We start from the raw sequence: 23,480 nt of genomic DNA on the forward strand, positions 1-23,480 counted from the left end.
CTCCTTCGATCTCGTCGGCTGCCCGGCCGGGTGGGCCGGAGCTGTCCCCATCCCGCACGCGCCGCCGCGCGGAACGGGCTGACGGATCCACTCTCGCAGAGACCGCGGAGATTGTGATCGACGGGCCGCCGGCCTGTGGATAACTCGGCTCGTGCGGTGGTGGCCGGCTTGCCTCCGGTCGCGGTGCGACGGGCAGCGGTCAGCCCGGGATTTTGCGGAAGTCCCAGGACACCACCGACTCGGGCGCCAGTCGCAGCCAGGCGTGCCGGCCGTCGTGCGGCATCTCCGCGAGCCCGAAGTACTTCCGTGTGAACAGGCTTTCCGGAGTGATCAGTTCCGGGCAGGGTTCTCCGGTGCGCGGCGCCTCGCCGACGAACTCCGCGAGGCCGGTCAGTTCGACGCCGCGCAGCTCGCCGTAGTCGTGCCCGTCGTCCACGAGCACCGCGATCCGCGGGTCCTTGCGCAGCTGCGCCCACCGCTTGCTGCGGGTGATCGAGTACAGCCAGAGCGCCGTCCCGTCCCAGACGAACCACAGTGCGCCCAGGTGCGGCGTGCCGTATCCGCCGACCGTGGCGACCCGGCAGGTCCGCTGGGACGCCAGAAAGGCGTCGAGTTCGGCCGGGGTCATCATGATCCGGCGGCCCCGACGCTGGGTCGCGGTCGGCCGGGGTGTGCCGTCCGTGCGGGGTGTGTGCTGCGCGCGCGGTGTTTCGGTCATCCTCGCCGCCCCTCGCTGATTCTGATGGAGTGTCAGAAATCATGGAGGCTCTTCCTGCCGGACGCAATGGTCGATACGCTCGCGCCTCCCGGCCCGCCGCGCCGGCACCCGCCCGTATGGGAGGACACCGGCGCGACGCCCGCAGGGGGAACGCAGACGGAACACGCAGAGGGGATTGCCGATGCCTTCGGACACCCGGCTCGCCGAGCAGCTGGACCCGGCCACGACGGTGCTGCTCACCGTCGAGTGCCAGCGCGGCGTGGTCGGCCCCGACAGCGCCCTGCCCGAACTGGCCGAAGCCGCCCGCACCTCAGGGGCGTTGGTGCGCATCGCCCGGCTGGTGGCGGCCGCCCACGGCGCCGGTGTCCAGGTGCTGCACGCGATCGCCGAACGGCGTCCCGACGGCCGCGGCGCCAACCACAACGCCCGGCTCTTCAGGGCGGCCGAGCGGCTGCCGGTGCGGCAGGTCATCGGGTCCACCGCGGTGCGCGTCGCCGACCCCATACCGGTGTCGGAGGACGACCTGGTGGTGCGCAGGCTGCACGGACTCTCCCCGCTCGCCGGCACCGATGTGGACGCGCTGCTGCGCAACTTCGGCTGCCGCACGCTCGTCGTCACCGGGGTTTCGGCCAACGTGGCGATCCCGAATGCCGTGTTCGACGCGGTCAACCTCGGCTACACGGCGGTCGTCCCGGCCGATGCCATCGCGGGGGTGCCCGCCGACTACACCCCCGCGATGGTCCGCAACACCCTCGCCCTGGTGGCCACCGTGACGACCACCGAGGCCGTCCTCACCAACTGGCAGCGCCCGAAGCGCGCCCGCTGACCCGGCGCCCACCGCCCCCGGTGGAGCACCGCCCCGGCGCGACTGCCGCCCGACGCCCCGACGCACCCCGGGCGTCACGTCCCGGTGGCGGCCTTCCCGGGGGCGGGCAGAGCGTCCTTGAGGAAGTCGCGTTGGACGCGCAGCAGATTGGCGTTGACCGCGTCGTCGGCGGGCAGGTGGGTGGCCCCCGGCAGCGGCAGCACGGTGTGCGGGCGGCCCGCCGCCAGCAGTTCGGCCGAGAAGCGCAGGGTGTGCGCGACGGCGACGTTGTCGTCCGCCAACCCGTGGACGAGCATCAGCGGGCGGCGCAACAGATGGCCGTCGCCGGCCAGCGAGGAACGCGCGTAGTTCTCCGGGTGCGTGTCGGGGTGGCCCAGGAACCGCTCCTTCCAGTGGGTGTCGTACATCCGCTGATCGGTGGGCGGGGCGCCGGCGACCGCCGCGTGGAAGACGTCGGGGCGGTGCAGGACGGCCGCGGCGGCCAGGAACCCGCCGAACGACCAGCCCCGGATCGCCACCCTCCCGAGATCCAGGTCGACGAAGCGTTCCCCGGCGGCACGCACCGCGTCCACCTGGTCCTCCAGCGCCGGACCCAACTGGTCGCCGTGCACCGCCTTCTCCCAGATCGGCCCCCGTCCCGGAGTGCCCCGTCCGTCCACCACCAGAACCGCGAAACCCTGCTCGGCGAACCACTGGGACACGCAACTGGTCCACCCCCGCGCCCGTACGGCGAGCTGGATCCCCGGCCCGCCGTACGGGTCGAGCAGGACCGGCAGCTTCCCGGTGCCCGGCCGGTGCCAGGACGGGAAGTACAGGACCGCACGCAACTCCCGTTCCCCGAGGGTGAGGTGGAGCGGCCGCGGCGTGACCACCGGCTTCTCGGCGAGCGAGGCGAGGGCGACGGAGGCGCGCGGGGAAGACGGTGCTGCAGGCTGCGCGGAGCGCCGCTGCGACGGCTGCGGCGACGGCTCCTGCGACGGCTGCTGTGCGGGCTGCTGGGAGGGTGCAGGTGCGGCCGGTTCGGCCTCGTCCCGTATGACGCACACCTCGTGCCCCCGCGGCGTCAGGCCCGCCAGGACGGTCGTCCCGCCGCGCCCGGTGCCGGTCCAGACACCCGGGTCCCGGCTCAACCGGCGGCATCCGACACCGGGTTCATGGCGCCACACATGGGTCTCTGTCGGGTCGTCGCTCGCCGCGAACAGCACCCGCTCGCCCTCGACGCCCAGCACCTCGCGCAACTGCAGCCCCTCGGGCGTGACCCGCCGCCCGCCCACGGTCAGCCAGCGGGTGCCGCCCGCGTCCTCCGGGAGCACCAGGGCGCCGGAGGCCGTCCGGGCCGGGGTACCGGGCACCAACTCCACCCAGGCGGGATCGGTCCGCTCGTGCCGCACCTCGGTGGCGCCGGTCATCGGATCGACCGCCAGGGTGCGCACCACTCGCTGGTCCCGACTCTGCACGGCCACGAACGGGCCGTGCACGTCCCAGCCCGCATCGACGACGTACTCGTACGCCGCGCGGTCCCAGGAGACCTCCGTGCGGTCGCCGTCCAGGGTGAGCAGGTGCAGAGTCACCACGGCGTTGGCGGTGCCCGCCGACGGATAGCGGATCACCTGCGGCGGCCGGGCCGGGTCCGCCGGGTCGCTGAGGTACCGTCGCGCCACCGGGGCGGTGTCGACCCGCGCCACCAGGAGGCGGCGGCCGTTCGGCGCCCACCAGTAGCCGCGCGAGCGGCCCATCGACTCCTCGGCGACATACTCGGCGAGCCCGTAGGAGATGTCCGGCCCCTCCGCCCGTGCCACTTGCCGGTCGTCGCCGTCCAGCCCGACGACGTGCAGCGAGTGCCCGCTCACATACGCGATGTGCCGCCCGTCCGGCGACGGCCGTGGATCGACCACCGGCCCGGCCGTCGGCACGGCGAACGGCCCACCGCCGTCCGTAGGCACCACCCACAGCGCGCCGGACAGCGCGAACGCCGCCAGCCGCGCCGCGCCGTCGGTGGCGTAGCCGACCACGCCGGTGGAACGTTCGCGCGCCCGCTCGCGCCGCAGTCGCTCCTCCTCGGGGACGTCTTCGGAACCCCCGCCCACCAGGACGACAGGATCGGCCAACAGCCGCTCCTCACCTGCCTCGTGCTGCCACAGCCGCCCAACGGGATCGCTGCCCGACCCGGTACGCACGAAGAGCACCCGCCGCCCGTCGGGGGAGACGGTGAACTGCCTGGGCACACCAAGAGAGAAGCGTCGGGTACGGGCGAACTGCTCCGGGAAGAGCGCGGCGTTGGTGTCGGTATCCGTGTCGGTGTCGGTACTGGTACTGGTGTCACTGTCGGTGTCACTGTCGGTGTCACTGTCGGTGTCGGTGTCGGTGTCGGTGTCGGTATTGGCGGTGGGGGTGTTCGCGGTGTCGTTTGTTTGGCGTTTCACGGTGTTGCCTCCATAGGCGGTGATGAGGCGGCATGCGCATAACAGGAGCGCTGCGTGTGGTGTGCAGGAAGTGCAGGAAGTACAGGGTGTGCAGAGCCGGAGCATGCCGCAGGGGACGCGTCGCCGGACGGGCGCGTGTGCGTGCGTGGTCGGCCGCTTGGCCGGGGAAGTTGCTGAGCGCCTACGGCGGTTGAGCCGGGTGTCAGGAGCGTCCGTGGCGTGTTGTCGTCCGGCCGGGCTTCTGCGCGGGGACGACGGCCACCTGAGGTGACCGGACAGGTACTGTCGCTACGGTCGATCGGAGCCAATGGATCATACCCGGACGGCGGGTGCTGCCGCAGCCGAATAGAAGGGAGCGGCGGCCGTCGCGCCGATCGGTCAGCGGAAGTCAGCGGAAGTCAGCGGAAGTCGGCGGCGTGGTCGAGGGCCCATTGTGCGTAGCTGCGGCCCGGCCCACCCGTCAGGTCCCGGTATGTGGAGCAGACCGCCGCCGGCCGGTTGTCGGCCTCGGCGAGGTGGGTGAGCAGGGTGTCGACCATCTCCTCGTCGCCCCACTGGCGGAGCGTCGCGCGGTACTCCTCAGTGCCGATCTCGGCCAGCCGGATCTTCCGGCCGGTGGCCGCGGCGAGGCAGTCGATCTGCTCCTGCTGGGTAACCGACGCCGGGCCGGTCAGTGGATGGGTCAGGCCCTGATGGCCGTCCCGGGTGAGGGCGAGCACGGCGACGTCGGCGATGTCGTCCTCGTGGACGGAGGCGGCATGCGCCTGTGGGTAGGGCGCGCGTACCGTCCCCGACGCGCGGATGGCGGGCGCCCACTGCAAGGTGTTGGTCGCGAAGGCACCGGGCCGCAGGAACGTCCAGGCGAGCCGGGAGTGGCGCAGGGCCTCCTCGGCCGGCAGGGTGCGGGGGTCGGCCAGGTCGGCCCGGACCGTCTCCACCCCGGCGGGCACCACCACCCGCTCCGGGCTGCGGCTGGCCACCCGGACCCGCGCCCCGGTCGCCAGCAGGCCGTCGACCACCGACCGTGCCACGTGCCCGCGCCCGCCCGTCACCAGAATCGTCACAACTACCCCTTTCGCCTTGGTCAGTACGGCAGCAGTCTTTCGGGGCAGTGCGGTGTACGGGAGGGGACGGGGAGTCCTACCCGGCGGTGTGGGGACCGGGCCGCACAGGGGCGGTCGGGTTGGTCGGTGGGCGCCGTGATCCGGCATCCTGGGGGAATGAACGCGGCAGAGCTGGCCGGATTCCTCCGTACCCGTCTGCGCGCGTCCGGCCGGCGGACGTGGGGTTGGCCGGCGGTGGGCGGCGGCAGACGAGGGGGCTGCGCCGTGCGGAGGTCGCCGAGCGCGCCGGGGTTTCGCTGGACTACTACACCCGGCTGGAACAGGGGCGCCGGCTCCGGCCCTCCCGGCAGGTCGTGATCGCCCTGGCCCGGGCGCTGCACCTCTCCGACGGCGAACGCAACTACCTGCTGGGGCTGGTCGGCGAGGCCGCCGTGCCGGTGCCGATGTCGCGGACCACCGACGCCAGTGCGCGGCGCCTGCTGGACCAGCTCGACGCCGTGCCGGCCATGGTGCTCAACTCCCGTTACGACATCCTCGCCTGGAACCGCATGCTGGACGCGCTGGTCGCGAACCTCGCGGAGCTGCCGGAGCACGAACGGAACACCCTGCGCTGGCTGTTCACCGGCCCGGCCGCCGGGATCGGCCCGCGCGACCGGGCGCGACTGGGCCGCCGCTGCGTCGCCGACCTCCGGGGGGCCGGACGGTACCCCGACGATCCGGGAGTCCGACAGCTCGTAACGGAACTCTCGCGGGAGAGCGGTGAGTTCGCCGAGCTGTGGGAACGCCATGACGTCGGTGTCCACCGCACCGTCACCAAGCGCATGGTCCACCCCGACGTGGGTGCGCTGGACCTCAGCTGTGAGGTGCTCGCCGTTCCGGATTCCGATCAGCGCGTCATGGTGTACACGGCGGCGCCGGGGACCGGCACGGACCGGGCATTGCGCGGCCTGTGGGCGAGGGTGGGGGAGCGGGGCGGCTGCTGAAGCCCCGCTTCCCGGGCGGGAGCACGGCGGGTGGCGTGGCGTGGCGTGTCGTGTCGCGTGGGGCGGGGCGGGGGATGGCGTACCGGGAAGCGTGGGCGCCGACTCCCGGCGTCGATCAGCCCTTCGGCGCCTGCTGTCCCTGCCGTGCCGGCTGTGCCTGCCGCGCTGGTTGTGCCTGCCGTGCCGTTCCGGTCGTCCGCAGCCCGTCGAACACCAACGGCAGCAGGCGTTCGGCGGTGTCCTCGCTCTCCGGGGACTGCTCGGCCGCCCAGGCGACCGCGGTGATCAGCCGGAACAGGTCGGCGGCGTCGACCTCGGGGCGCACGCGGTCCGACTCCTGGGCCCGCTTGAGGAGTTCGGCCCCGGCGGCGTGGTTCCGCTTGCAGGAGGAGTGCAACGGCGAACCCTCGTCGTACGTGCTGCTCATCAACGTCGCGGCCAGTCCGCGGTAGGTGCCGGCGTGGGTGATGGTCGCGCGCATCCACGCCTCCAACGCCGCCGCCGGGTCATCGGTGGCGAGCAGTTCCTGGGACCTGGTGTGGAGGGCGTCGATGCTGTCCCCGATGACCGCCGCCAGCAGGGCGTCGCGGTGCGGGAAGTGGCGGTAGAGCGTGCCCGATCCCACGCCGGCCCGCTTGGCGATGTCGTCGAGGGAGGCGTCGGCCCCCTGTTCCTGGAAGGCGACCCGGGCCGTGGCGACCAACCGGTCGTAGTTGCGGCGCGCGTCGGCGCGCATGGGCCGTTGCTGGTCGGGCGTGCGCGCTGGCTTCATCCGTACTCCTCGCATTGAAAGTGGAGAGTGTCCCCGGTACGGTGATCGAGCTAAGCGGGGAGTGTCCCCGTTTGACTTGGCTCCGGAATCCGTACCCGCCGCAGAGCGCTGCTCCGCCGACCGGAAGAGGATAGGCAGTCCATGTCGCAGTCCGCGCAATCGCAAGATTTAGGCACCGAGGCGCCGGCGCACCGGCTCGCCCGCGGCCCCGCCCTCACGCTGGCCCTCATCGTGTCCTGCGAGTTCATGCTCCAGCTCGATACCACGATCATGAACGTCGCGCTGCCCGCGATCCAGTACGGCCTCGGCTTCGGGCGGACCGACCTCTCCTGGGTGATCAACGCCTTCCTGCTGGCGTTCGGCGGCCTGCTGCTGCTCGGCGGGCGGGCCGGCGACATCCTCGGGCACCGGCGCGTCTTCGTCGTCGGGACAGCGGTCTTCACCCTCGCCTCGGCCCTCGGCAGTGTGGCCCCGACCGCCGGCACCCTCGTGGCGGCCCGTGCCCTCCAAGGCGTCGGAGCCGCGCTCGCGGCGCCGACCGGTATCGCGCTGCTGACCACCCACTTCCGCGAAGGCGCCGAACGCAACCGCGCGTTCGCCATCTACTCCACCCTCGTCGGCTCCGGCCTCGCCCTGGGGCTCGTCCTCGGCGGCATCCTCACCTCGGGGCTGTCCTGGCGCTGGGTGCTCCTCATCAACCTGCCGTTCGGTGCCCTGGTCATCCTGTGCGCGCCGCGCTTCATCGACGAGACCGCGCGCCGGTCCGGCCGGTTCGACATCGCCGGCGCGCTCACCTCGACGGCCGGGATGACGGCTGTGGTGTACGGGCTGATCCGGGTGTCCGAAGGGCGATGGGGCGACCCCGTGGCACTGGTGTCGTTCGCCCTGGGTGCCATGCTGATCGCGGCGTTCCTGGTCATCGAGAAGAACGTCGACCAACCGATCGTGCCGCTGGGGCTGTTCACCCGCCGCAGCCGCGCCGGCGCGTACGTCAACCTGCTCTTCATCGCTGCGACGCTGACCGGCATGTGGTTCTTCCTCGTGCAGTTCCTCCAGGGCGTCCTCGGGTACGGGCCGCTCGTCACGGGACTGGCGTTCCTGCCGATGGCGCTGTCGGTCTTCGTCTCCTCCCAGTTCGTGCCGAGGATTCTCCCGAGGCTCGGCGCGAAGCAGGTCGCGATCACCGGCCTCGCGGCGGTCGCCATCGCCACCATCTGGCTCACCCGGCTCACCGCCACCAGCGGCTACGGGACCCATGTGGTCGGTCCCCTGGTGCTGTTCGGCCTCGGCGCCGGGCTGGCCCTGGTCTCGCACAACCTGATCGTCCTCTCCGAGGCCGCTCCGGAGGAGTCCGGTGCCGCCTCCGGAGTCCTCCAGGCCATGCTGACCGTCGGCGGTTCCCTGGGGCTCGCCCTTCTCGTCACCGTGTTCGGTGCGGCGATGCGGTCGGCCAAGGCGAACCCGCCCGGTGGACTGTCCGAGAGCGAGCAGGCGCACCATGCGCTGACGGCTGGCGTGACCGGGGCGTTCACCGTCGGATCCGCCTTCGCCCTCTGTGGGCTGCTGATCGCGGTCTTCGTGCTGAAGGGCCGGCGCGCCGTGCGCGAGGGGAAGGCCGGTGGGTGGACGCGGGTGTGAGCCGAGCGCGAGGGCCGCGGCCCAGGGGCGTTTTCCCGAAGGGCGCGGCCCTCGTGAGCACTCTGCGCACCGTGCGCCCCGCAGGCGTCGTCACATGCTCCGGACGCTCGGACGCTCGGACGCTCGGACGCTCGGACGCTCGGACACCCGGACACCCGGACACCCGGACGGCCGGATGCGGACGAGCGGGGCGGCTCAGGTGTTGAGTTCCTCCAGGGTCTTGCCCTTGGTTTCGACGGCGAAGAGTCCGATCACCGCGCCCACCGCCGCGATTCCCGCCAGTTGGGCGAAGACCAGGATCAGGCTGCCGCCGGCCCCCAGGATCGTGCCGACGACGATCGGCCCGAGGATGACGCCGGCGCGGTTCCACAGTCCGCCGAAGGCGGCGCCCTTGGCGCGGTTGCGCGTCGGGTACAGCTCGGGGGTGTAGAGGTAGAGCCCGGCGTTGATGGCGTAGACGAAGAACGTGGAGCAGGACGCGAACAGTGCGACCTGTTCGCCGGAGACGGCTCCGGCCAGTGCCAGCGTCCCCAGAGCCAGCGCGGTACCGGTGAACGCCGCCACCATCGCCGGGCGTCGGCCGACCCGGTCGATGACGAGCGCGACCAGCAGCGTGCCGAGGAGCCCGGTGACGTTGCTGAGCAGGGTGTAGACCAGCGCGGTGGTCAGGTCCAGGCCGAAGTTCTTGGTGTAGAGGGACGGCAGCCAGGTGGCGATGCCGTGGTTGACGTAGTACGCGACGAACCAGAGGCCCGAGACGACCACGGTGCGGCGCAGATAGCGGCCGGTGAACAGTTCCCGTAGTCGTCCCGGCGCGCCGGCACCGGCCGTGCGTGCATCCGGGACGGAGGCCGAGCCGGAGTCGGGGGCGGAGTCGGAGGGCAGGTCGGAGTCGGAGTCGGAGACGGAGTCATGGGCCGGGCGCGAGTCCGCATCCGGGGGCGTCGACCCGGTCCCGGTGCCGGTGTCGATGCCGTTGCCGGTAGCCGGCTCCGATAACCGTGACGGTGGCGGTGGTGGTGTGGCGGTGGCTCGTGCCACCTCCGCCTCGATACTGGCGAGGATCCGTTCGGCCTCGTGCGTCCGCCCGCGCGTCAGCAGCCAGCGTGGGGACTCGGCGACCTGTCGGGGGAGGAGGGCGGCGAGCAGCGCCGGGAGCGCGCCGATCACGAACATCGCTCGCCAACCGAGGTGCGGCACCACCCACACGGCCACCAGGGACGCGGCGGCCAGGCCGGCCGGGAAGATCATCTCGTAGAGCAGTACGAAGCGGCCCCGGCGGTCCGCGCGGGCGATCTCGCTGATGTAGGTGGCAGCGACCGGGACCACGCCGCCGATGCCGAGGCCCTGGACGAACCGGAAGAGCGCGAACGGCTCGATCCCGTTGGAGAGGGCGACGGCGAGGCTGGCGAGCGCGGTGACGGCGACCCCGAGCGCGACCGTCCGCACCCGGCCGAGTCGGTCGCCCAACCACCCGGCCGCCAGGGCTCCGAGGAGCATGCCGATCGAGCCGGCCGTGACGGCGAAGGTCGCCTGACCAGTCGTCAGGCGCCAGTCGTGGGTCAGGACGGGCAGCGCGGAGGCGGCCATCAGCTGGTCGAACGCCTCGAAGAAGGTGACGGTGCCGATCAGGAAGCGGACCTTGACGTGCCAGCGGGAGTGCGGCAGTCGTTCGAGCCGTGCGGCGATGGATCCCGCTGGTCCCGCGGCGGACCGGCCGGCCACAGTCGTCATGGAGGTTCCTTCCGCGAACAGAGGGGTTGCGCAGACAGTAGGAACGGTTGCCCAAGCGGTCAACGGTCAATCTCCAAGGTGCGTGCCGCTGCCCGGGGTCTTGCCCGCGTGATGTTCAAGCCCTTGGATTTCCCGTACTCGGAGCCGTCCGCGCTCGGAGCGACGCCCGTCCGTCGCGCGGCGCCTGCGTCACGATGGGCGTGCACGCGCCGTGCCGCCGGCCGCCTCGTCCTCGACCTGTGACCCGACGACCCCAGCCCGCCCGTTGGAGGCCCCGATGACCACCGCCCCCCGGCCCCACCTGGACCCCCACCAGTCCCGTACGCGCGAGCCCACCCCCTACGAGTACAAGCTGGCCGCCACCCTCGAAGAGGTCTTCACCGAGGACGGCCACGAACTCGCCGATGTCGTAGGTGGGTTGAATGCTCGTCAGGTCCATGCCCCGGACGGCGCGCCCTGGACCGAGGAGTCCTTCCGCGCCGAGATGCGTCGCCTGGGAGCCTGACCATGCCCCTCTCCACCTCCGCCACCGCCGACCACATCTACGCCACCGGCCTCCGCAACCAGTGGCACCCCGTCCTCCCCTCGTCCTTCGTCGCCCCCGGCGCGATGCGCAGGGTGACCGTGCTCGGCGAGCAGTGGCTGCTGTTCCACCGCGCCGACGGCCCCCTCGCGCTGCTCGCCGACCGCTGCCCGCACCGCGGCGCCCCGCTGTCGCTGGGAAAGCACCTCGGGGACCGGGTCGCCTGCCGGTACCACGGCGTCGAGGTCGCGACGGACGGCACCGTCGCCTCCGTACCCGGCCTGCCCGGCTGCGCCCTCGAAGGCAGGAGGCTCGTCGCCTCGCTGCCGGTCCGCGAGGTCGCCGGCGCGGTCCTCGCCTACTTCGGCGACGAGCGGCATCCGGAACCGGTCGAACTGACCGTCCCCGAGCCGCTCGACGACCCCGGGATCGAGCCGATCCTGTGCTACGCGGAGTGGCAGGCCCCCTGGCGGTACATCATGGAGAACCTCCTGGACCCGATGCACGGCGCGTTCCTGCACCGCGAGTCGCACACCATGCACGACGGGGACACCACGGCCAAGTTCCGCGTCCGCGAGACCGATCGGGGCTACTTCTTCGAGAAGACCGACCAGCGGGGCGTCAACTTCGACTGGGTCGAGCTGTGCCGCACCGGCGTCGACTGGGTGGACCTCGCCATCCCGTACCCGCCCTCCGCGGGCCCCGGCGGCGCCTTCGGCATCGTCGGCATGGTCTGCCCGGTGGACGCCGAGCGCACCGGTGTCTTCTTCTGGCGCTACCGCCGGGTGTCGGGCTGGCAGCGCGACACCTGGCGCTTCCTCTACCGGACCCTGATCGAGGAGCGCCACTGGGCGGTGCTGGAACAGGACCGCGTCCTGCTGGAGGCCCTGCCGGCCGACGCCGACCAGCACGAGCATCTCTACCAGCACGACCTGGGCCTGGTGCGGCTGCGGCGCCTGCTGCGGGCCCGGGCCGAGCAGCAGTCCGCCGCTGCGCCGCCGGCGTGAACCGACCCGCGGACCGGCCGCGGCGTCCTCGGCCTCGGGTTCCGTGTCCGAAAAATCCTGCCGCCGAGGCGCCTCGGGGTGGACTGGCCGGCCGGTACGCGGGCCGGCCGGAACCCGCCGCTTGACCTCAAGTGGACTTGAGGTAGGAGGGTGGGCGACATGACGCACGAGAACACCGTTCCCCGGCCCGCCCTCCCCACGTCCGTAGGACCGTACGATCCCGCGCCCCACGACGTCGCCCCGCTGACCGACGCCGTGCTCGACGACCTCGCCGCGAGCCTCGCGGACGCGACGATCGTCGGGCTCGGCGAGTCCACCCGCTTCTCCCGCGAGACCTTCGACGCCCGGGACCGGCTCTTCCGCCGACTGGTCCGGCACCACGGGTTCCGGGCGCTGGCCCTCCAGGACACCGTCGCGGTCGCCGACCGCCTCGACCGGTACGTGGGGACCGGCGAGGGGTCGGCGGCGGCCGCCCTGGACGACGCCTGGCGGCCGTGGCGCACCGCCGAGATGGTCGCGGCCCTGGAGTGGATCCGGGCGTTCAACCAGGAGCATCCGCACGACCCCGTACGGATCTTCGGCGTCCGGCCGGCGCAGGCGGGGCCCGAGGACTACGACGCCGTCCTGGCCCACGTCCGGGCGTCCGCCCCGGAGCTGCTGCCGGAGCTGACCTCCCACCTGGAGCCGATCCGGACCGCCCACCACACCGACGAACACGTGCAGCGCGCCCGGGGCACCCACCCGGGACGGCCGTTCGCCGATCACGCCCGCGACGCGCTCGCGCTGGTCCGGTCCCTGCCCGGTGCCCACCGCGACGAGGACGTCGCCGCGCGGATGCGCCGGATCGTGGACTTCCACGAGCGCAGCGTCGCCGGGCGCGGCAGCTACGCGGGCGACGACGCGGTGGGGGCCGACACCCTCGGCGACCAGCAGCGCCGGACCGGCCTGCGCGCCGTCTATTGGGACGGCATCGCGCACACCTCGGCCACCGAGGGCACCCTGGGCCTGGCTCCCGAGAAGGGGCCGCAGCCGAGCGTCGGCAGTCTGCTGCGCGCGCGGTACGGCGCGCGGTACGCGTCCGTCGCGATCGGCTTCCACCACGGCGACCTCGGTGTCGCCGTCGTCCCGGAGCCGGCCGGCGACCTGCTCGACGCGCGGCTCGGCGCGGTGGACCTGCCCGCCCACCGGCTGGATCTGCGCCCCGCCGCCGTGCGCCGCCGCTGGGACGGACCGGCGAGGCTGCGCGTCATCAGCGGCGTCTACGACCCGTCCCGGGACGCCGCCGAACACCTCGCGGTGGCATCCCTCGCCGACGCCTTCGACGTGCTCGTTCACATCCGCCGGGCGTCCCCGGTGCGGTGGTTGCCGTAGGCCGCGGCAGGCCCCCGCGAAACCCCGGCGACGACACTTCGGCCCCTCCCAAACGGTAATTCCGAATACTTGGATCAGGGCGACCGGTGCGCATGTCGGTCCGGTCCCCGAGCCTGTCGGCCCGCAGCGCAGCGCGTCTTCTCGTGGCCAGTGCAACCGTCGATGACGCTGGCCCGGCCGATCCGCGGAACACCGGATGAAAGGTAGTCGGATGCAGGACGCAGTGTCGGAGTTCCCCCTCACGATTCCGGCGTTGATCACCCCTCGGGCCGAGAAACTCTTCGCCGCCCGGCCGGTGATCAGCCGGGTCGGGACGGGGTTGCACCGCTCGACCTGGGGCGAAGTGGTGCACCGGGCACGGCGGTTGGCGGGGGCGCTGCGCGACCTCGGCATGCAGCCGGGCGACCGGGTGGCGACCTTCGCCGGGAGCACCCACCGGCATCTGGAGGCGTATCTCGCCGTCCCGTCGATGGGCGCCGTGCTGCACACGGTCAACATCAACCTCGCCGCCGAGCAGGTGGCCTACATCGTGGACCACGCGGACGACGCGATCGTGCTCTGCGACCGCAGCCTGCTGGCCGACTGGCGCCGGGTGGAGCCGCACCTGAGCCGGGTCCGGCGCCTCGTCGTGCTGCCCGACACCGACGACGCCGCGCAGGACGGCGACGCGCTGGAGTACGAGGCGCTGCTGGCCGCGGCCGAGCCCATGGCGGCCTGGCCGTCCGTGGCGGAGAGCGCCCCGGCCCACACCAGCTACACCACCGGCACGACCGGGCTCCCCAAGGGTGTGGTCTACAGCCACCGCAGCACCGTCCTGCAGAGCTTCTGCACCGGCCTGGCCGACGCGGAGGGCCTCGGCTCCTCCGAGACCCTGCTGGCCCTGGTGCCGCTGGCGCTGAGCCAGGTCGGACTGCCCTTCGCCGCCGCCCTGCACGGCTCCGCGCTGGTCCTGCCGGGCCGTGACCTGAGCCCGGCCGGGGTCTGCGAGTTGGTGGAGAAGGAACGCCCCACCGTCGCCGTCGGGTTCGGCGCGGCGCTGCCCGGGCTGCTGGCGCACTGGCGGGACCGGCGACCGGACCTGTCCTCGCTGCGCCGCATGGTGTGCGGCGGTTCGCCGGTGGCCCGCCCGGTCTCCCGGGCGTTCGAGGTGGAGGTGGGATTCCCGATCGTCCAGGTCTTCGGCATGACGGAGACCAGCGGGCACGGCAGCTTCAGCAAGCTCCCCGCCGACGTGGGCGGCAACGCGTCCGAGGAGACCCGCGGGTACTACGCCACCTCCCAGGGTCGTCCGCTGCCGCTGGTGGAGATGCGGATCGCCGACGACGCGGGTGCGGAGCAGCCCTGGGACGGGCGGGCGATGGGGGAGTTGCAGGTGCGCGGCCCCTGGGTGGCCCGCGAGTACGCCCAGGAGGGCTCCCGGCCCGACAAGTTCATGGACGGCTGGCTGCGCACCGGCGACGTCGCCGTCATCGACGAACTCGGCTATGTCCGCATCGTGGACCGGATGAAGGACCTGGTGAAGTCGGCCGGCGAATGGATCTCCTCGCTCAAGGTGGAGGAGGAACTCCTCGGCCACCAGGCCGTCGTCGAGGCCGCCGTCGTCGCGGTCCCCGATGCCACCGCGGGCGAGCGCCCGCTGGCCTGTGTGGTGCTGCGCCCCCAGGAGGACGCGACGGTGACGGGCGAGCAGCTGCGGGAGTTCCTGGCCGCCCGCCTCGCCCCGTCGTGGGTGCCGGACACCATCGAGCTGGTGGCCGAGCTGCCGAAGACCAGCATCGGCAAGACCGACAAGAAGACCCTGCGGGCGCGCTACGCCGAGAGCCGGGCCTGACAACCGCCGTCGCACGGACAACCGTTGGCATGGAGGAGGACACAGATCGTGGGGCAGAGCGTAACGACCGGCGGAGCGGCGCAGGTGACGGCGGCCGCGCGGGTCACGAGCCGTGAGGTGGCCGAACGGCTGGCGCGCAAGGAACTGGCGCTGCCGGTGCCGTGGCGCATCCCGACCAGCCCGAAACTGCGGATCCCGGCCCGGCTGGTGCGGGTCGTCGGCACCCGGGTCTTCGTGTCGGGGCATGTGCCGATCGCCGAGGACGGCCAGCTCACCGGGCCCTACGGCACGATCGGCGACACCGTGGGCCTGCGGTGCGCGCAGGACGCCGCGGTGCGCACGGTCCTGTCCGTGCTCGCCAGCGTCGAGCAGACGGTGGGGGACCTGGGCCGGGTGCGGGCGTTCTGCCGACTGCACTGCATGGCCAACTCGGTGCCGGGATTCATCGACTTCCCCGCCGTCTTCAACCCCGCCTCACAGCTCCTGCTCGACGTGTTCGGTGAGGAGATCGGCTACCACGCCCGCGTGGCGGTCGGCACGATCGCGCTGCCGTGGGACGTGCCGGTCGAGATCGCGGCGGAACTCGAACTGCACCCCGAGTGAGGGCCGCGCACCGTTCGACGGCGCACCGCGCGCGGGCCACACCCCCATTCACAGGCCATCGCAACGCTGCCCGGGCAGGGGCCCTCGACGGCCTCGTCCGGGCACATCACGGGAGGGCACCACGATGAAGACTCGCATGCTGGGGGGCCTGGAGGTCTCCGCCATCGGCCTCGGCTGCATGGGCATGTCGCAGAACTACGGCCCCGCCGACCGCGGTGAGTCGATCGCCGCGCTCCGGCGGTCCCTCGACCTCGGTATGACGTTCCTCGACAGCTCGGACATGTACGGCCGGGGCCACAACGAGGAGTTGATCGCAGAGGCCGTCGCCGGCCGCCGGGACGAGGTGGTGATCGCCACCAAGTTCGGCATCCGGGGGTGGTCCCAGGACCGCAGCTTCGAGCTGGACTCCAGCCCGGCCTACGCCAAGCAGGCGTGCGAGGCGTCGCTGCGCCGGCTGGGGGTCGACGTGATCGACCTCTACTACCTGCACCGCAGGGACCGTTCGCTGCCCATCGAGGAGATCATCGGCGGGATGGCGGAGCTGGTGGCCGAGGGGAAGGTCCGGCACATCGGCCTCTCCGAGGTCAGCGAGGACACCTTGCGGCGGGCCCATGCGACCTACCCGCTCGCGGCGCTGGAGAGCGAGTACTCGCTGTTCGCACGGCACGCCGAGCCCGATGTCCTGCCCGCGTGCCGGGAGTTGGGCATCGGGGTGGCGGCCTTCTCGCCGCTGGGGCGCGGGATGCTCACCGGCACCGTCCGCGACCTGGCCGCGCTGTCCGAGGACGACTACCGGCACACCGACCCCCGGTTCCAGGGCGAGAACCTCACCCACAACCTCGCCCTGGTCGAACGCATCCAGTCCTTCGCCGACGAGGCGGGGGCGACTCCCGGCCAGATTGCGCTCGCCTGGCTGCTGGCCAAGGACGAGCACATCGTCCCGATCCCCGGCACCAAGCGGGTGCGCTACGTCGAGGAGAACGCGGCGGCCGCCGAGGTGGAACTGACCAAGGATCAAGTTGATGCCCTGGACGCCCTGATGCCCGGCGACGCGGTGGCCGGCGAGCGCTACCCGGAGGGCATCATGCGCACCATCGACGCCTGAGCGCGCGCGAGCACAGCATCGCCCGGGAGGCCGCGCCGGCCCCCGGGCGATGTCGTGTGCCGCGTGCGCTGAATGACCTCGGACCCGACCGATGGCTGTGTTCATCGGTCGGGCCCGAGGCCACTCAGCGACAACCCGAAGGTCTGCCGTAACCCCACCAGACCGGCCTCCGTGGCGGTGACGACGCGGTCGCCGGCGGAGACGCGCGTCAACCAACCCAGGCTGAACAGCCGCTCGGTGACCGCCGCGGCCAACCCCCCGGCGATGTGGTGCCGGGGTCCGCTCCAGTCCGCGCAGCCGCGCACGATCGGCCGCCGGGAGTCCTTCAGCGGCGCACAGGCGATGCCCAACGGCCGCCAGGCGTCCCAGGCGTCGGTCGAGACCTCCCACTGCTGGGCGCGCCGCTGGATCAGCCCCCGCGCCTGCAGGACGTCGGTGAGCTCCACCCCCAACCGCCCGCCGAGGTGGTCGTAGCAGGTCCGCGCCGTGCTGAGGACGCCCCGGGCGCGGGTCGGCGGGGCGGCCGGGGGCGTCAGGTCGGGGGCCACCGAGGCCAGCGCCCGGAGCGCCACCGCGACATCGTCGTTCGCGAGCCGGTAGTAGGCGTGCCGTCCGACCCGTTCCACGTGCAGCACCCCGCCGTCGACCAGCTTGGCCAGGTGCTCGCTCGCGGTGGGCCGGGAAATGCTGACCAACGCCGCCAGTGAACTGGCGGACAGCGGCTCGCCCGTCGCCAACTCGCTGACCATCAATGCGCGCGTACGATCACCCAACAGCTGGGCGACGGTGGCGATATCTGGCCCGATCTCAGGTGTTCGTGGCATGGAGATCACCATAATCGGGGGGCGACCCGAAGAAGGCCACCGAACCGCACTTTCCGGCCACGCTGACCGGAACCACACTTTATTATCTATGAATTCGGGCGGAATCAAAGATTCGGTGTTGCATCGGAGTGGCATATTCCGCCTAGGCATCACGAAGGCCCGATGCTACGCACACTTAGGCGGCTTCCTAACTGTTCCTCAGGTAGTTTTCGAACAGGCGTCACGGGGGAAATCAAAAATCGTTGATCCCTCTTGTCGCGCCTGGTACGCCAAGTTGTCCGCTCATTCACGAGAGGGTCCACGCAATGGCTGACAGGACTACCTACCGCGGCACCTACGACGACAAATTCTACTGGGAGCGCGTCGACCGGAATCTCGGCTGGCTCGGCGACACCCCGGAAGAACAGCGGGCCCGCCAGGAGAAGCTCCGCGACTCCGTCGTCGGAATCGTCGGCACCGGCGGAATCGGTGGCGCGGTGGCACTGCGGCTCGTCCGCATGGGCGTGCGCAACCTCAAGCTCGCCGACCCCGACATCTTCGAGCTCTCCAACGTACAGCGGCAGATCGGGGCGGACGTCGAACACCTCGGCCGCAACAAGGCCGAGGTCGTCGCGGAACTGGCCTACGACCTGACCCGGGACGTGAACATCGACGTGTTCCCGGAAGGCATCACTCCGGAGTCGGCCGAGGAATTCATGGACGGCTGCGACTACGTCATGGACCAGATGGAGTTCTATCAGGTCAAGAATCGCTACGCCCTGCACCGCGCGTTCCGCAAGTCCGACCGGTGCAAATTCATGCTCAAGATACCGACGGTGGGGCACACCGTCATCGTGTACAAGTACACCAAGGACTCGATGACCATCGAGGAGGTGTACGACATCCCCGAGGACGCCGAGTTCACCCCCGACGTCATCAAGAAACTGGTCGAGCGGGCCATCGCGGTGATGCCGTCGTACCCCGGTCGCGAGATGATCGACCACTGGTTCGTCGACATGAAGCGCATGCCCATCTTCGGCGCCTGCCCGCCGATGGCGGAAGGCATCCTCACCGAGCGACTCGCCCTGGAGATCCTGGAAATCCCGGGACTGGAGCCGCTCCCCGTCCAGCCCGGCTACGCCATCTTCGATTCCCTGAGCTGGACGGCCAAGATGGTCCCCGGGAAGTGGTGGACTGAGTGAGCGAGTTACACCCGATCCGGGTCGTACTCTTCTCCGAAGTCAACTCGAAGCTGGGGGCGCCGTTCCTGTCGATCCTCGCGGAGCATCCGCTGGTCCGACTCGTCGGCGTGGTCACCAGCCCGCCCGGAAAGCTGTGCCCCTACTTCCTCGGGGAAGAGGACCAGGTCGACCTCGAAAAGCAGGCCGGCGAACGCGGCGTTCCGCTCTTCCGCCCGACCAAGGTCAACGACCCCGGGCTGATCCGCGAACTGGCCGCGCTGGCACCGGACTACTTCCTGACCGGCAACTACCAGCAGATCCTCAAACCGGACCTGCTGGCCGTACCGGCCATCACCTCGATCAACTTCCACCCCAGCCCCCTGCCGCGCTATGCCGGCTGGGCGCCCTTCTTCTGGACGGTCAGGGAGGGCGAACTCGACAGCGGGGTCACCGCGATCGAGATGACGCCGCAGATCGACGGCGGGCCGGTCGTCATGCAGAAGCGCATCCGGCTGGCCGGCAACGAGACGGCCCTGGAGGTCCGGGAGTCGCACACCATCGCCAACGTGGCGCTGCTGCGGCAGCTCCTGCCGCGGCTGATCGCACGCGACTACCCCACCTCGCCCCAGGACCCGGCGCTGCGCAGCTACTTCAGCAAGCCGGGCGACCGCGACTACTGGCTGGACTTCGGCCGGTCGAGCGAAACGATCCTGCGGACGGTCCGGGCGGGATACCGCAGTCCCGGCGCCTATGTGCGGACCGATCGCGGAGATCAACTCACCGTCCTGACGGCGGAGGACGTGGGACGGAAGTTCCCGGCCCCCGACGCCCCGGGGGCCCTGCGCATCGAGTCCGGAGCCCTCTACGCGGCGAGCGCCGACGGTTGGCTCCGCCTGTGGTCCCTCGACGTCCACGGCGCGGAACGGCTCGCCAGCGTCCCCGACGGCACCACGCGGTTCGACACCCGCTTCCAGGCCCGCACCCACGCCTGACGCCGCCGTCACCGGGGTCGTCGGACCGCGGCCGACACCGCGGTCCGACGACCCCGCTTCCCGACCCGGCGGCTGCACCCCAGCCCGCCTCCACCGTCACCGCCGGCCGCGCCGGGCGCCCTCCCGCCGACCGGCAACGAGAGGAACTCCCCTCATGGTTGAGCAATCCGTCAACCTGGCCACCGCAGCCCATGACCGCACCCGCGCCGGCGGCAGCCCGGCACGCCCCGACAACGGTGTCAGGGAATTAGTGGACTACACCCACCTGTCCACCACCACCGGCGAGCGCAAGACGATCCGCGCGGCACACCAGCTCTACGAGCACCTCATCAGCCTGTGGGCGCCGGCGATCATCGAAACCGCCCACGACCTCGGAGTCTTCGCCAGGCTGTCGAAGGGCCCGGGGACCGTGGCGGAGCTCGCCGCCGACCTCGACACCGACCAGCGAGCCACCCGCGTCCTGCTGGGCGGGCTCGTCGCCTACGGCGTGCTGGAGCGCTCCGACGACGACGGCGAGAGCCGCTACGTCCTCCCCGAGGAGTTCCGGCACGCCCTGCTCCCGGGCGGCACCTTCAGCCTGGTGGGGAAGATGGCCCACGACCGGCACGTCGCCTGGGCCGCCTGGCGCAACCTCGGCGACGCCGTCCGGCACGGCACCCGCGACCGGTCCGGCAACGACCGCACCAACCAGATCTCGGAGACCAACTACGAGGACCTGACCTTCGGCATCAACTTCTGGGCGCCCCCGATCGTGGACGTGCTGTCGTCCTTCCTCGCCGAATCCGGCTGGAAGAAGGACCAGGCGGTCTCCGTGCTCGACGTCGGCTGCGGCACCGGTCTCTACAGTCAACTGCTGCTCGAACGCTTCCCGTCCTGGACGGCGGAGGGCATCGACGCCCCGCGCATCATCCCCCTCGCCACCCGACAGGCGGAGAAGATCGGCGTCGGCGCGCGCTTCACCGGCACAGTCCGGGACTTCTGGCAGCACGGCTGGGGCGAGACCGTCGATCTGATCCTGTTCGCCAACATCTTCCATCTGCAGACCGACGATTCGGTGCAGAAGCTGATGCGCAGCGCCGCCGACGTCCTGGCCCCCGACGGGCTGATCTGCATCGCGGACCAGATCGTGGTGGACGAGGCACGGCCGACCACGGCACAGGACCGCTTCGCGCTGCTGTTCGCCGCCTCCATGCTCGCCACCGGCGGCGGCGACGCCTATGCGTTGAGCACCTACGACCAGTGGCTCGCGGAGGCGGGGCTGGAGCGGGTGGCCGTCCTGGAGGCGCCCATGCACCGGCTGCTCCTCGTCGGCCACGCCGGCCGGCACACCCGCGCCCACTGAACCCGCGCCGTCGTCGGGTGTGGCGACGGCCGGCCGCCACGCCCGACGACAGTTCGGCCGGGGACAAACTGCCCGGGAACTAGGCTTGTTCAGCAGTACGGAGTGGCCTCATTCCACATCCCGTCTCCAGCATCCGAAAGAGTGACCATGACTGTGTCCTTATTCGCGGTGGGCGATGTCTTCATCGACCGGGAGAATCCCGAGACTGCATTCGAAACAGCCGGCGGATTCCTGAACACCGGTGATGTCGTCTTCGGCAATTGCGAAGGAGTGTTCAGCGACACCTGGGAAAGGGCACCGAGTTCCGGGTCCCCCGTCGTCGCCCCCGGACGGAATGCCAAGCCGCTCGCCGACGCCGGCTTCCACGTGATGTCGCTGGCCAACAACCACAGCGTGGACGGCGGCCACCAGGCACTGCTCAACACGCGGGACACGCTCCGCGGCCTGGGCATCGCCACGACCGGCGCCGGGGCCACCATCGACGAGGCGCGCACCCCGGCCATCGTCGAGCGCAACGGCCTGCGGATCGCCTTTCTCGCCTATTCCTCGGTCTTCCCGCACGGTTACGAGGCCCGTGCCGGGGTGCCCGGACTCGCCCCGCTGCGCGCCCACACCCGCTATACGCCGTGGGAGATCAACGAATGGAATCCCGGACTTCTCCCGCGCGTCACCACGGAGAACTTCCCGGAGGACGTGGCCGCCTTCACCCGTGACGTACGGGCCGTGCGCGCGCAGGCCGACATCGTCGTCATCAGTTTCCACTGGGGCGACTTCACCCGGCCGTTCGTGCTGACCGACAACGAGCGCCGCCTGGCCCGGCTCGCCGTCGACGCCGGCGCGGACGTCGTCCTCGGGCACCACCACCACATGCTCCGCGGCATCGAGTTCTACAAGGGCAAGCCGGTCTTCTACGGGCTCGGACACTACGTCTTCGACCTGCCCGACCTGCCGCAGCGCCTGGCCAAGGACGGCTACCTCAGCGCCGCCCGCCCGCAGGACGAGCACGAACTGGGCCGCCGCTTCGGCGAGTTCCGGATACGGCCGCAGGAGGAGTACCCGCTGCTGCCCTTCCACCCGGACGCGCGGATGACCGGCGTGGCCGTGGTCCGCCTCGACACGCACGGCGTGCTCGCCGCGGGCTTCTGCCCGGCGGTGATCGACACCCACAACGAGCCGGTGCCGGTGTCGCCGCGGAGCGAGGCCGGGCGGCGGGTCACCGCGTACCTCACCGAATGCTGCACCCAGGAGCAGCTGCCCACCCGCTTCACCCCGCCGCTGGAGGGCTCCGGCCTCCCGGCCGACAGCATCCAGGCCCTTCCGGCATCCCCGTCCGAGCAGTTCGAGGAGCAGGCATGAGCAACGACCGACAGGAAACCAAGGCCACGGCGGACGAGGCCATCGTGCGCCATGTGGACGTGCCCGGCGTCGGCGACCCGCGCAGGTTCGGCTACGCCCAGGCGGTCACCGCCGGCGGACTGCTCTACATCTCCGGGCAGTTGGGCATCGACGAGGACTACCAGCCGGTCAGCGACAGCTTCGACGAGCAGGCGTACCGGGCGCTGGAGAACGTCCGGCGGGTGCTGAGCGCGGCGGGCGGCGGCTTCGAGCACCTGGTGTCGATGACCATCTACCTGACCGACATGCGCACCGCCCCCCGCTTCTTCGAGATCCGCCGGGAGATCCTGGGGGACACGCTGGTGTCGAGCACCGCGGTGGCGGTGTCCGGACTGCCGCTGCCCAACCTCCAGGTCGAGGTGCAGTGCGTCGCCCTCGCCCCCTCCCACCCCGCGGCGTGACGACGGAGGAACCATGTTGGACCCCGCACAGCCCCGCCCCGACATCGCCACGGTCGCGGAACTCCTGGGCAACGCGACCCGCGCCGCGATGGTCAGCGCGCTGGTGGGGGACTTCGTGATGCCCGCCGGGGAGCTCGCCACGATCGCGGGCGTCTCCCGACCCACGGCGAGCGAACACCTCTCCCGGCTGGTGGAGCACGGCCTGCTCACCGTCGACCGGATGGGGCGGCACGCCTACTACCGGATCTCCTCCCCCCAGGTGGCCGAACTGGTGGAGGCCCTGGCCGTCATCGCGCCGGTCCGGCAGCCCACCTCGCTGCGGTCCGCGCGGTTGCTGAAGACGCTCAGCAACGCCCGCACCTGCTACCGGCATCTGGCCGGGCGCATCGGGGTGGAACTGGCGGAGGCACTGTGCGAGCGGGGGCTGGTCCGCCGGACGCCGGACGGCATCGAGATCGACGCGGAACGCTGGGACGCGCGCAAGCCGCTCGGCCTGACCCTCGACGCCATGGAGTCCGACGGGCAGCCCCTGATCAAGGGGTGCGTGGACTGGAGCGAGCGCCGGCACCACCTGGCCGGCAGCGCGGCGACGGCCCTGACGGACCAGCTGTTCGCACTCGGCTGGATCACCAGGGCCCGCGAGCACAAGCGGGCCGTCGTGGTGACCGCCGAGGGCACGGCGGGGCTGTCGAGCGAGTTCGGATTGCACCTCCCGTGAACCACCCCCGCCGCCCCCGGACGTTCCGGGTGCGGTGGGGGCAGCACAGC

The 23,480-nt window shown here is 71.7% G+C and carries 21 protein-coding genes; 15 read left to right on the top strand and 6 right to left on the bottom strand.

Annotated elements, in window-relative coordinates:
• Positions 1 to 199 precede the first annotated feature (199 nt).
• The gene (locus MOV08_RS34775) at positions 200 to 718 is read right to left on the bottom strand and encodes a pyridoxamine 5'-phosphate oxidase family protein (protein WP_420834237.1); all 519 of its coding nucleotides are present in this window, start codon (positions 716 to 718) and stop codon (positions 200 to 202) included.
• A 181-nt stretch (positions 719 to 899) separates the two neighbouring features.
• Between MOV08_RS34775 and MOV08_RS34780 the strand changes: the two genes are divergently transcribed.
• Positions 900 to 1,544 carry a cysteine hydrolase family protein gene (locus tag MOV08_RS34780; protein ID WP_039638296.1) on the top strand — a complete coding sequence of 215 codons (645 nt, stop codon included), beginning with the start codon at positions 900 to 902 and terminating at the stop codon, positions 1,542 to 1,544.
• A 74-nt stretch (positions 1,545 to 1,618) separates the two neighbouring features.
• Here MOV08_RS34780 and MOV08_RS34785 read toward each other — a convergent pair whose 3' ends face one another.
• The gene (locus MOV08_RS34785) at positions 1,619 to 3,769 is read right to left on the bottom strand and encodes a prolyl oligopeptidase family serine peptidase (RefSeq protein WP_420834312.1); all 2,151 of its coding nucleotides are present in this window, start codon (positions 3,767 to 3,769) and stop codon (positions 1,619 to 1,621) included.
• Positions 3,770 to 4,365: 596 nt separating this feature from the next.
• A complete protein-coding gene (locus tag MOV08_RS34790; protein WP_275310239.1) occupies positions 4,366 to 5,031 on the bottom strand; it encodes a Rossmann-fold NAD(P)-binding domain-containing protein in 666 nt (221 codons plus the stop codon).
• 224 nt (positions 5,032 to 5,255) lie between these two features.
• On the opposite strand from MOV08_RS34790, the gene MOV08_RS34795 reads away from it, so the two are divergent.
• Positions 5,256 to 6,014 carry a helix-turn-helix transcriptional regulator gene (locus tag MOV08_RS34795; protein ID WP_275310240.1) on the top strand — a complete coding sequence of 253 codons (759 nt, stop codon included), beginning with the start codon at positions 5,256 to 5,258 and terminating at the stop codon, positions 6,012 to 6,014.
• A gap of 115 nt (positions 6,015 to 6,129) precedes the next feature.
• Here MOV08_RS34795 and MOV08_RS34800 read toward each other — a convergent pair whose 3' ends face one another.
• Positions 6,130 to 6,786 (bottom strand): TetR/AcrR family transcriptional regulator, encoded by a 657-nt coding sequence (locus tag MOV08_RS34800; RefSeq protein WP_275310241.1) that lies wholly within the window; start codon positions 6,784 to 6,786, stop codon positions 6,130 to 6,132.
• A gap of 141 nt (positions 6,787 to 6,927) precedes the next feature.
• Here MOV08_RS34800 and MOV08_RS34805 point away from each other — a divergent pair, with 141 nt between their 5' ends.
• Positions 6,928 to 8,424, top strand: coding sequence for an MFS transporter (locus MOV08_RS34805; protein ID WP_275310242.1), 1,497 nt, complete (start codon positions 6,928 to 6,930; stop codon positions 8,422 to 8,424).
• Positions 8,425 to 8,619: 195 nt separating this feature from the next.
• Here MOV08_RS34805 and MOV08_RS34810 read toward each other — a convergent pair whose 3' ends face one another.
• On the bottom strand, positions 8,620 to 10,158 hold the full coding sequence (locus MOV08_RS34810) for an MFS transporter (RefSeq protein WP_275310243.1): 1,539 nt from the start codon (positions 10,156 to 10,158) through the stop codon (positions 8,620 to 8,622).
• A 277-nt stretch (positions 10,159 to 10,435) separates the two neighbouring features.
• Here MOV08_RS34810 and MOV08_RS34815 point away from each other — a divergent pair, with 277 nt between their 5' ends.
• From MOV08_RS34815 to MOV08_RS34840, 6 genes are all read left to right on the top strand, one after another.
• The gene (locus tag MOV08_RS34815; protein WP_275310244.1) at positions 10,436 to 10,663 is read left to right on the top strand and encodes a recombinase-like helix-turn-helix domain-containing protein; all 228 of its coding nucleotides are present in this window, start codon (positions 10,436 to 10,438) and stop codon (positions 10,661 to 10,663) included.
• A gap of 2 nt (positions 10,664 to 10,665) precedes the next feature.
• On the top strand, positions 10,666 to 11,688 hold the full coding sequence (locus MOV08_RS34820) for a Rieske 2Fe-2S domain-containing protein (protein ID WP_275310245.1): 1,023 nt from the start codon (positions 10,666 to 10,668) through the stop codon (positions 11,686 to 11,688).
• A 159-nt stretch (positions 11,689 to 11,847) separates the two neighbouring features.
• Positions 11,848 to 13,059, top strand: coding sequence for an erythromycin esterase family protein (locus tag MOV08_RS34825; protein ID WP_275310246.1), 1,212 nt, complete (start codon positions 11,848 to 11,850; stop codon positions 13,057 to 13,059).
• Positions 13,060 to 13,270: 211 nt separating this feature from the next.
• Positions 13,271 to 14,890: a long-chain-fatty-acid--CoA ligase gene (locus MOV08_RS34830; RefSeq protein ID WP_275310247.1), complete on the top strand. Its 1,620-nt coding sequence runs from the start codon at positions 13,271 to 13,273 to the stop codon at positions 14,888 to 14,890.
• 48 nt (positions 14,891 to 14,938) lie between these two features.
• On the top strand, positions 14,939 to 15,493 hold the full coding sequence (locus MOV08_RS34835; RefSeq protein ID WP_275310248.1) for a RidA family protein: 555 nt from the start codon (positions 14,939 to 14,941) through the stop codon (positions 15,491 to 15,493).
• 124 nt (positions 15,494 to 15,617) lie between these two features.
• Complete coding sequence (locus tag MOV08_RS34840) at positions 15,618 to 16,598, top strand: aldo/keto reductase (protein ID WP_275310249.1); 981 nt, start codon at positions 15,618 to 15,620, stop codon at positions 16,596 to 16,598.
• A gap of 101 nt (positions 16,599 to 16,699) precedes the next feature.
• On the opposite strand, the gene MOV08_RS34845 is transcribed toward MOV08_RS34840, so the two are convergent.
• Positions 16,700 to 17,422 carry an ArsR/SmtB family transcription factor gene (locus MOV08_RS34845; protein WP_039642206.1) on the bottom strand — a complete coding sequence of 241 codons (723 nt, stop codon included), beginning with the start codon at positions 17,420 to 17,422 and terminating at the stop codon, positions 16,700 to 16,702.
• A gap of 305 nt (positions 17,423 to 17,727) precedes the next feature.
• On the opposite strand from MOV08_RS34845, the gene MOV08_RS34850 reads away from it, so the two are divergent.
• The 6 genes from MOV08_RS34850 to MOV08_RS34875 all read left to right on the top strand — a co-directional run bounded on the left by MOV08_RS34850 (position 17,728) and on the right by MOV08_RS34875 (position 23,430).
• Positions 17,728 to 18,603 (top strand): ThiF family adenylyltransferase, encoded by an 876-nt coding sequence (locus MOV08_RS34850; protein WP_039638302.1) that lies wholly within the window; start codon positions 17,728 to 17,730, stop codon positions 18,601 to 18,603.
• Positions 18,600 to 19,574, top strand: a complete 975-nt coding sequence (locus MOV08_RS34855) for a methionyl-tRNA formyltransferase (RefSeq protein ID WP_039638303.1) — start codon at positions 18,600 to 18,602, stop codon at positions 19,572 to 19,574. Before MOV08_RS34850 ends, MOV08_RS34855 begins: the two co-directional genes overlap by 4 nt.
• Positions 19,575 to 19,728: 154 nt before the next feature.
• Positions 19,729 to 20,916 carry a class I SAM-dependent methyltransferase gene (locus MOV08_RS34860; protein WP_039638304.1) on the top strand — a complete coding sequence of 396 codons (1,188 nt, stop codon included), beginning with the start codon at positions 19,729 to 19,731 and terminating at the stop codon, positions 20,914 to 20,916.
• A gap of 147 nt (positions 20,917 to 21,063) precedes the next feature.
• Positions 21,064 to 22,272, top strand: a complete 1,209-nt coding sequence (locus MOV08_RS34865) for a CapA family protein (protein ID WP_275310250.1) — start codon at positions 21,064 to 21,066, stop codon at positions 22,270 to 22,272.
• Positions 22,269 to 22,712, top strand: a complete 444-nt coding sequence (locus MOV08_RS34870) for a RidA family protein (protein ID WP_052287048.1) — start codon at positions 22,269 to 22,271, stop codon at positions 22,710 to 22,712. The genes MOV08_RS34865 and MOV08_RS34870 overlap by 4 nt, the downstream gene beginning before the upstream one ends.
• Positions 22,713 to 22,725: 13 nt before the next feature.
• Positions 22,726 to 23,430: an ArsR/SmtB family transcription factor gene (locus tag MOV08_RS34875; protein ID WP_039638306.1), complete on the top strand. Its 705-nt coding sequence runs from the start codon at positions 22,726 to 22,728 to the stop codon at positions 23,428 to 23,430.
• Positions 23,431 to 23,480: the final 50 nt, after the last annotated feature.

The organism is Streptomyces yunnanensis (genome assembly GCF_029011865.1).
GTDB classification, from domain to species: domain Bacteria; phylum Actinomycetota; class Actinomycetes; order Streptomycetales; family Streptomycetaceae; genus Streptomyces; species Streptomyces yunnanensis.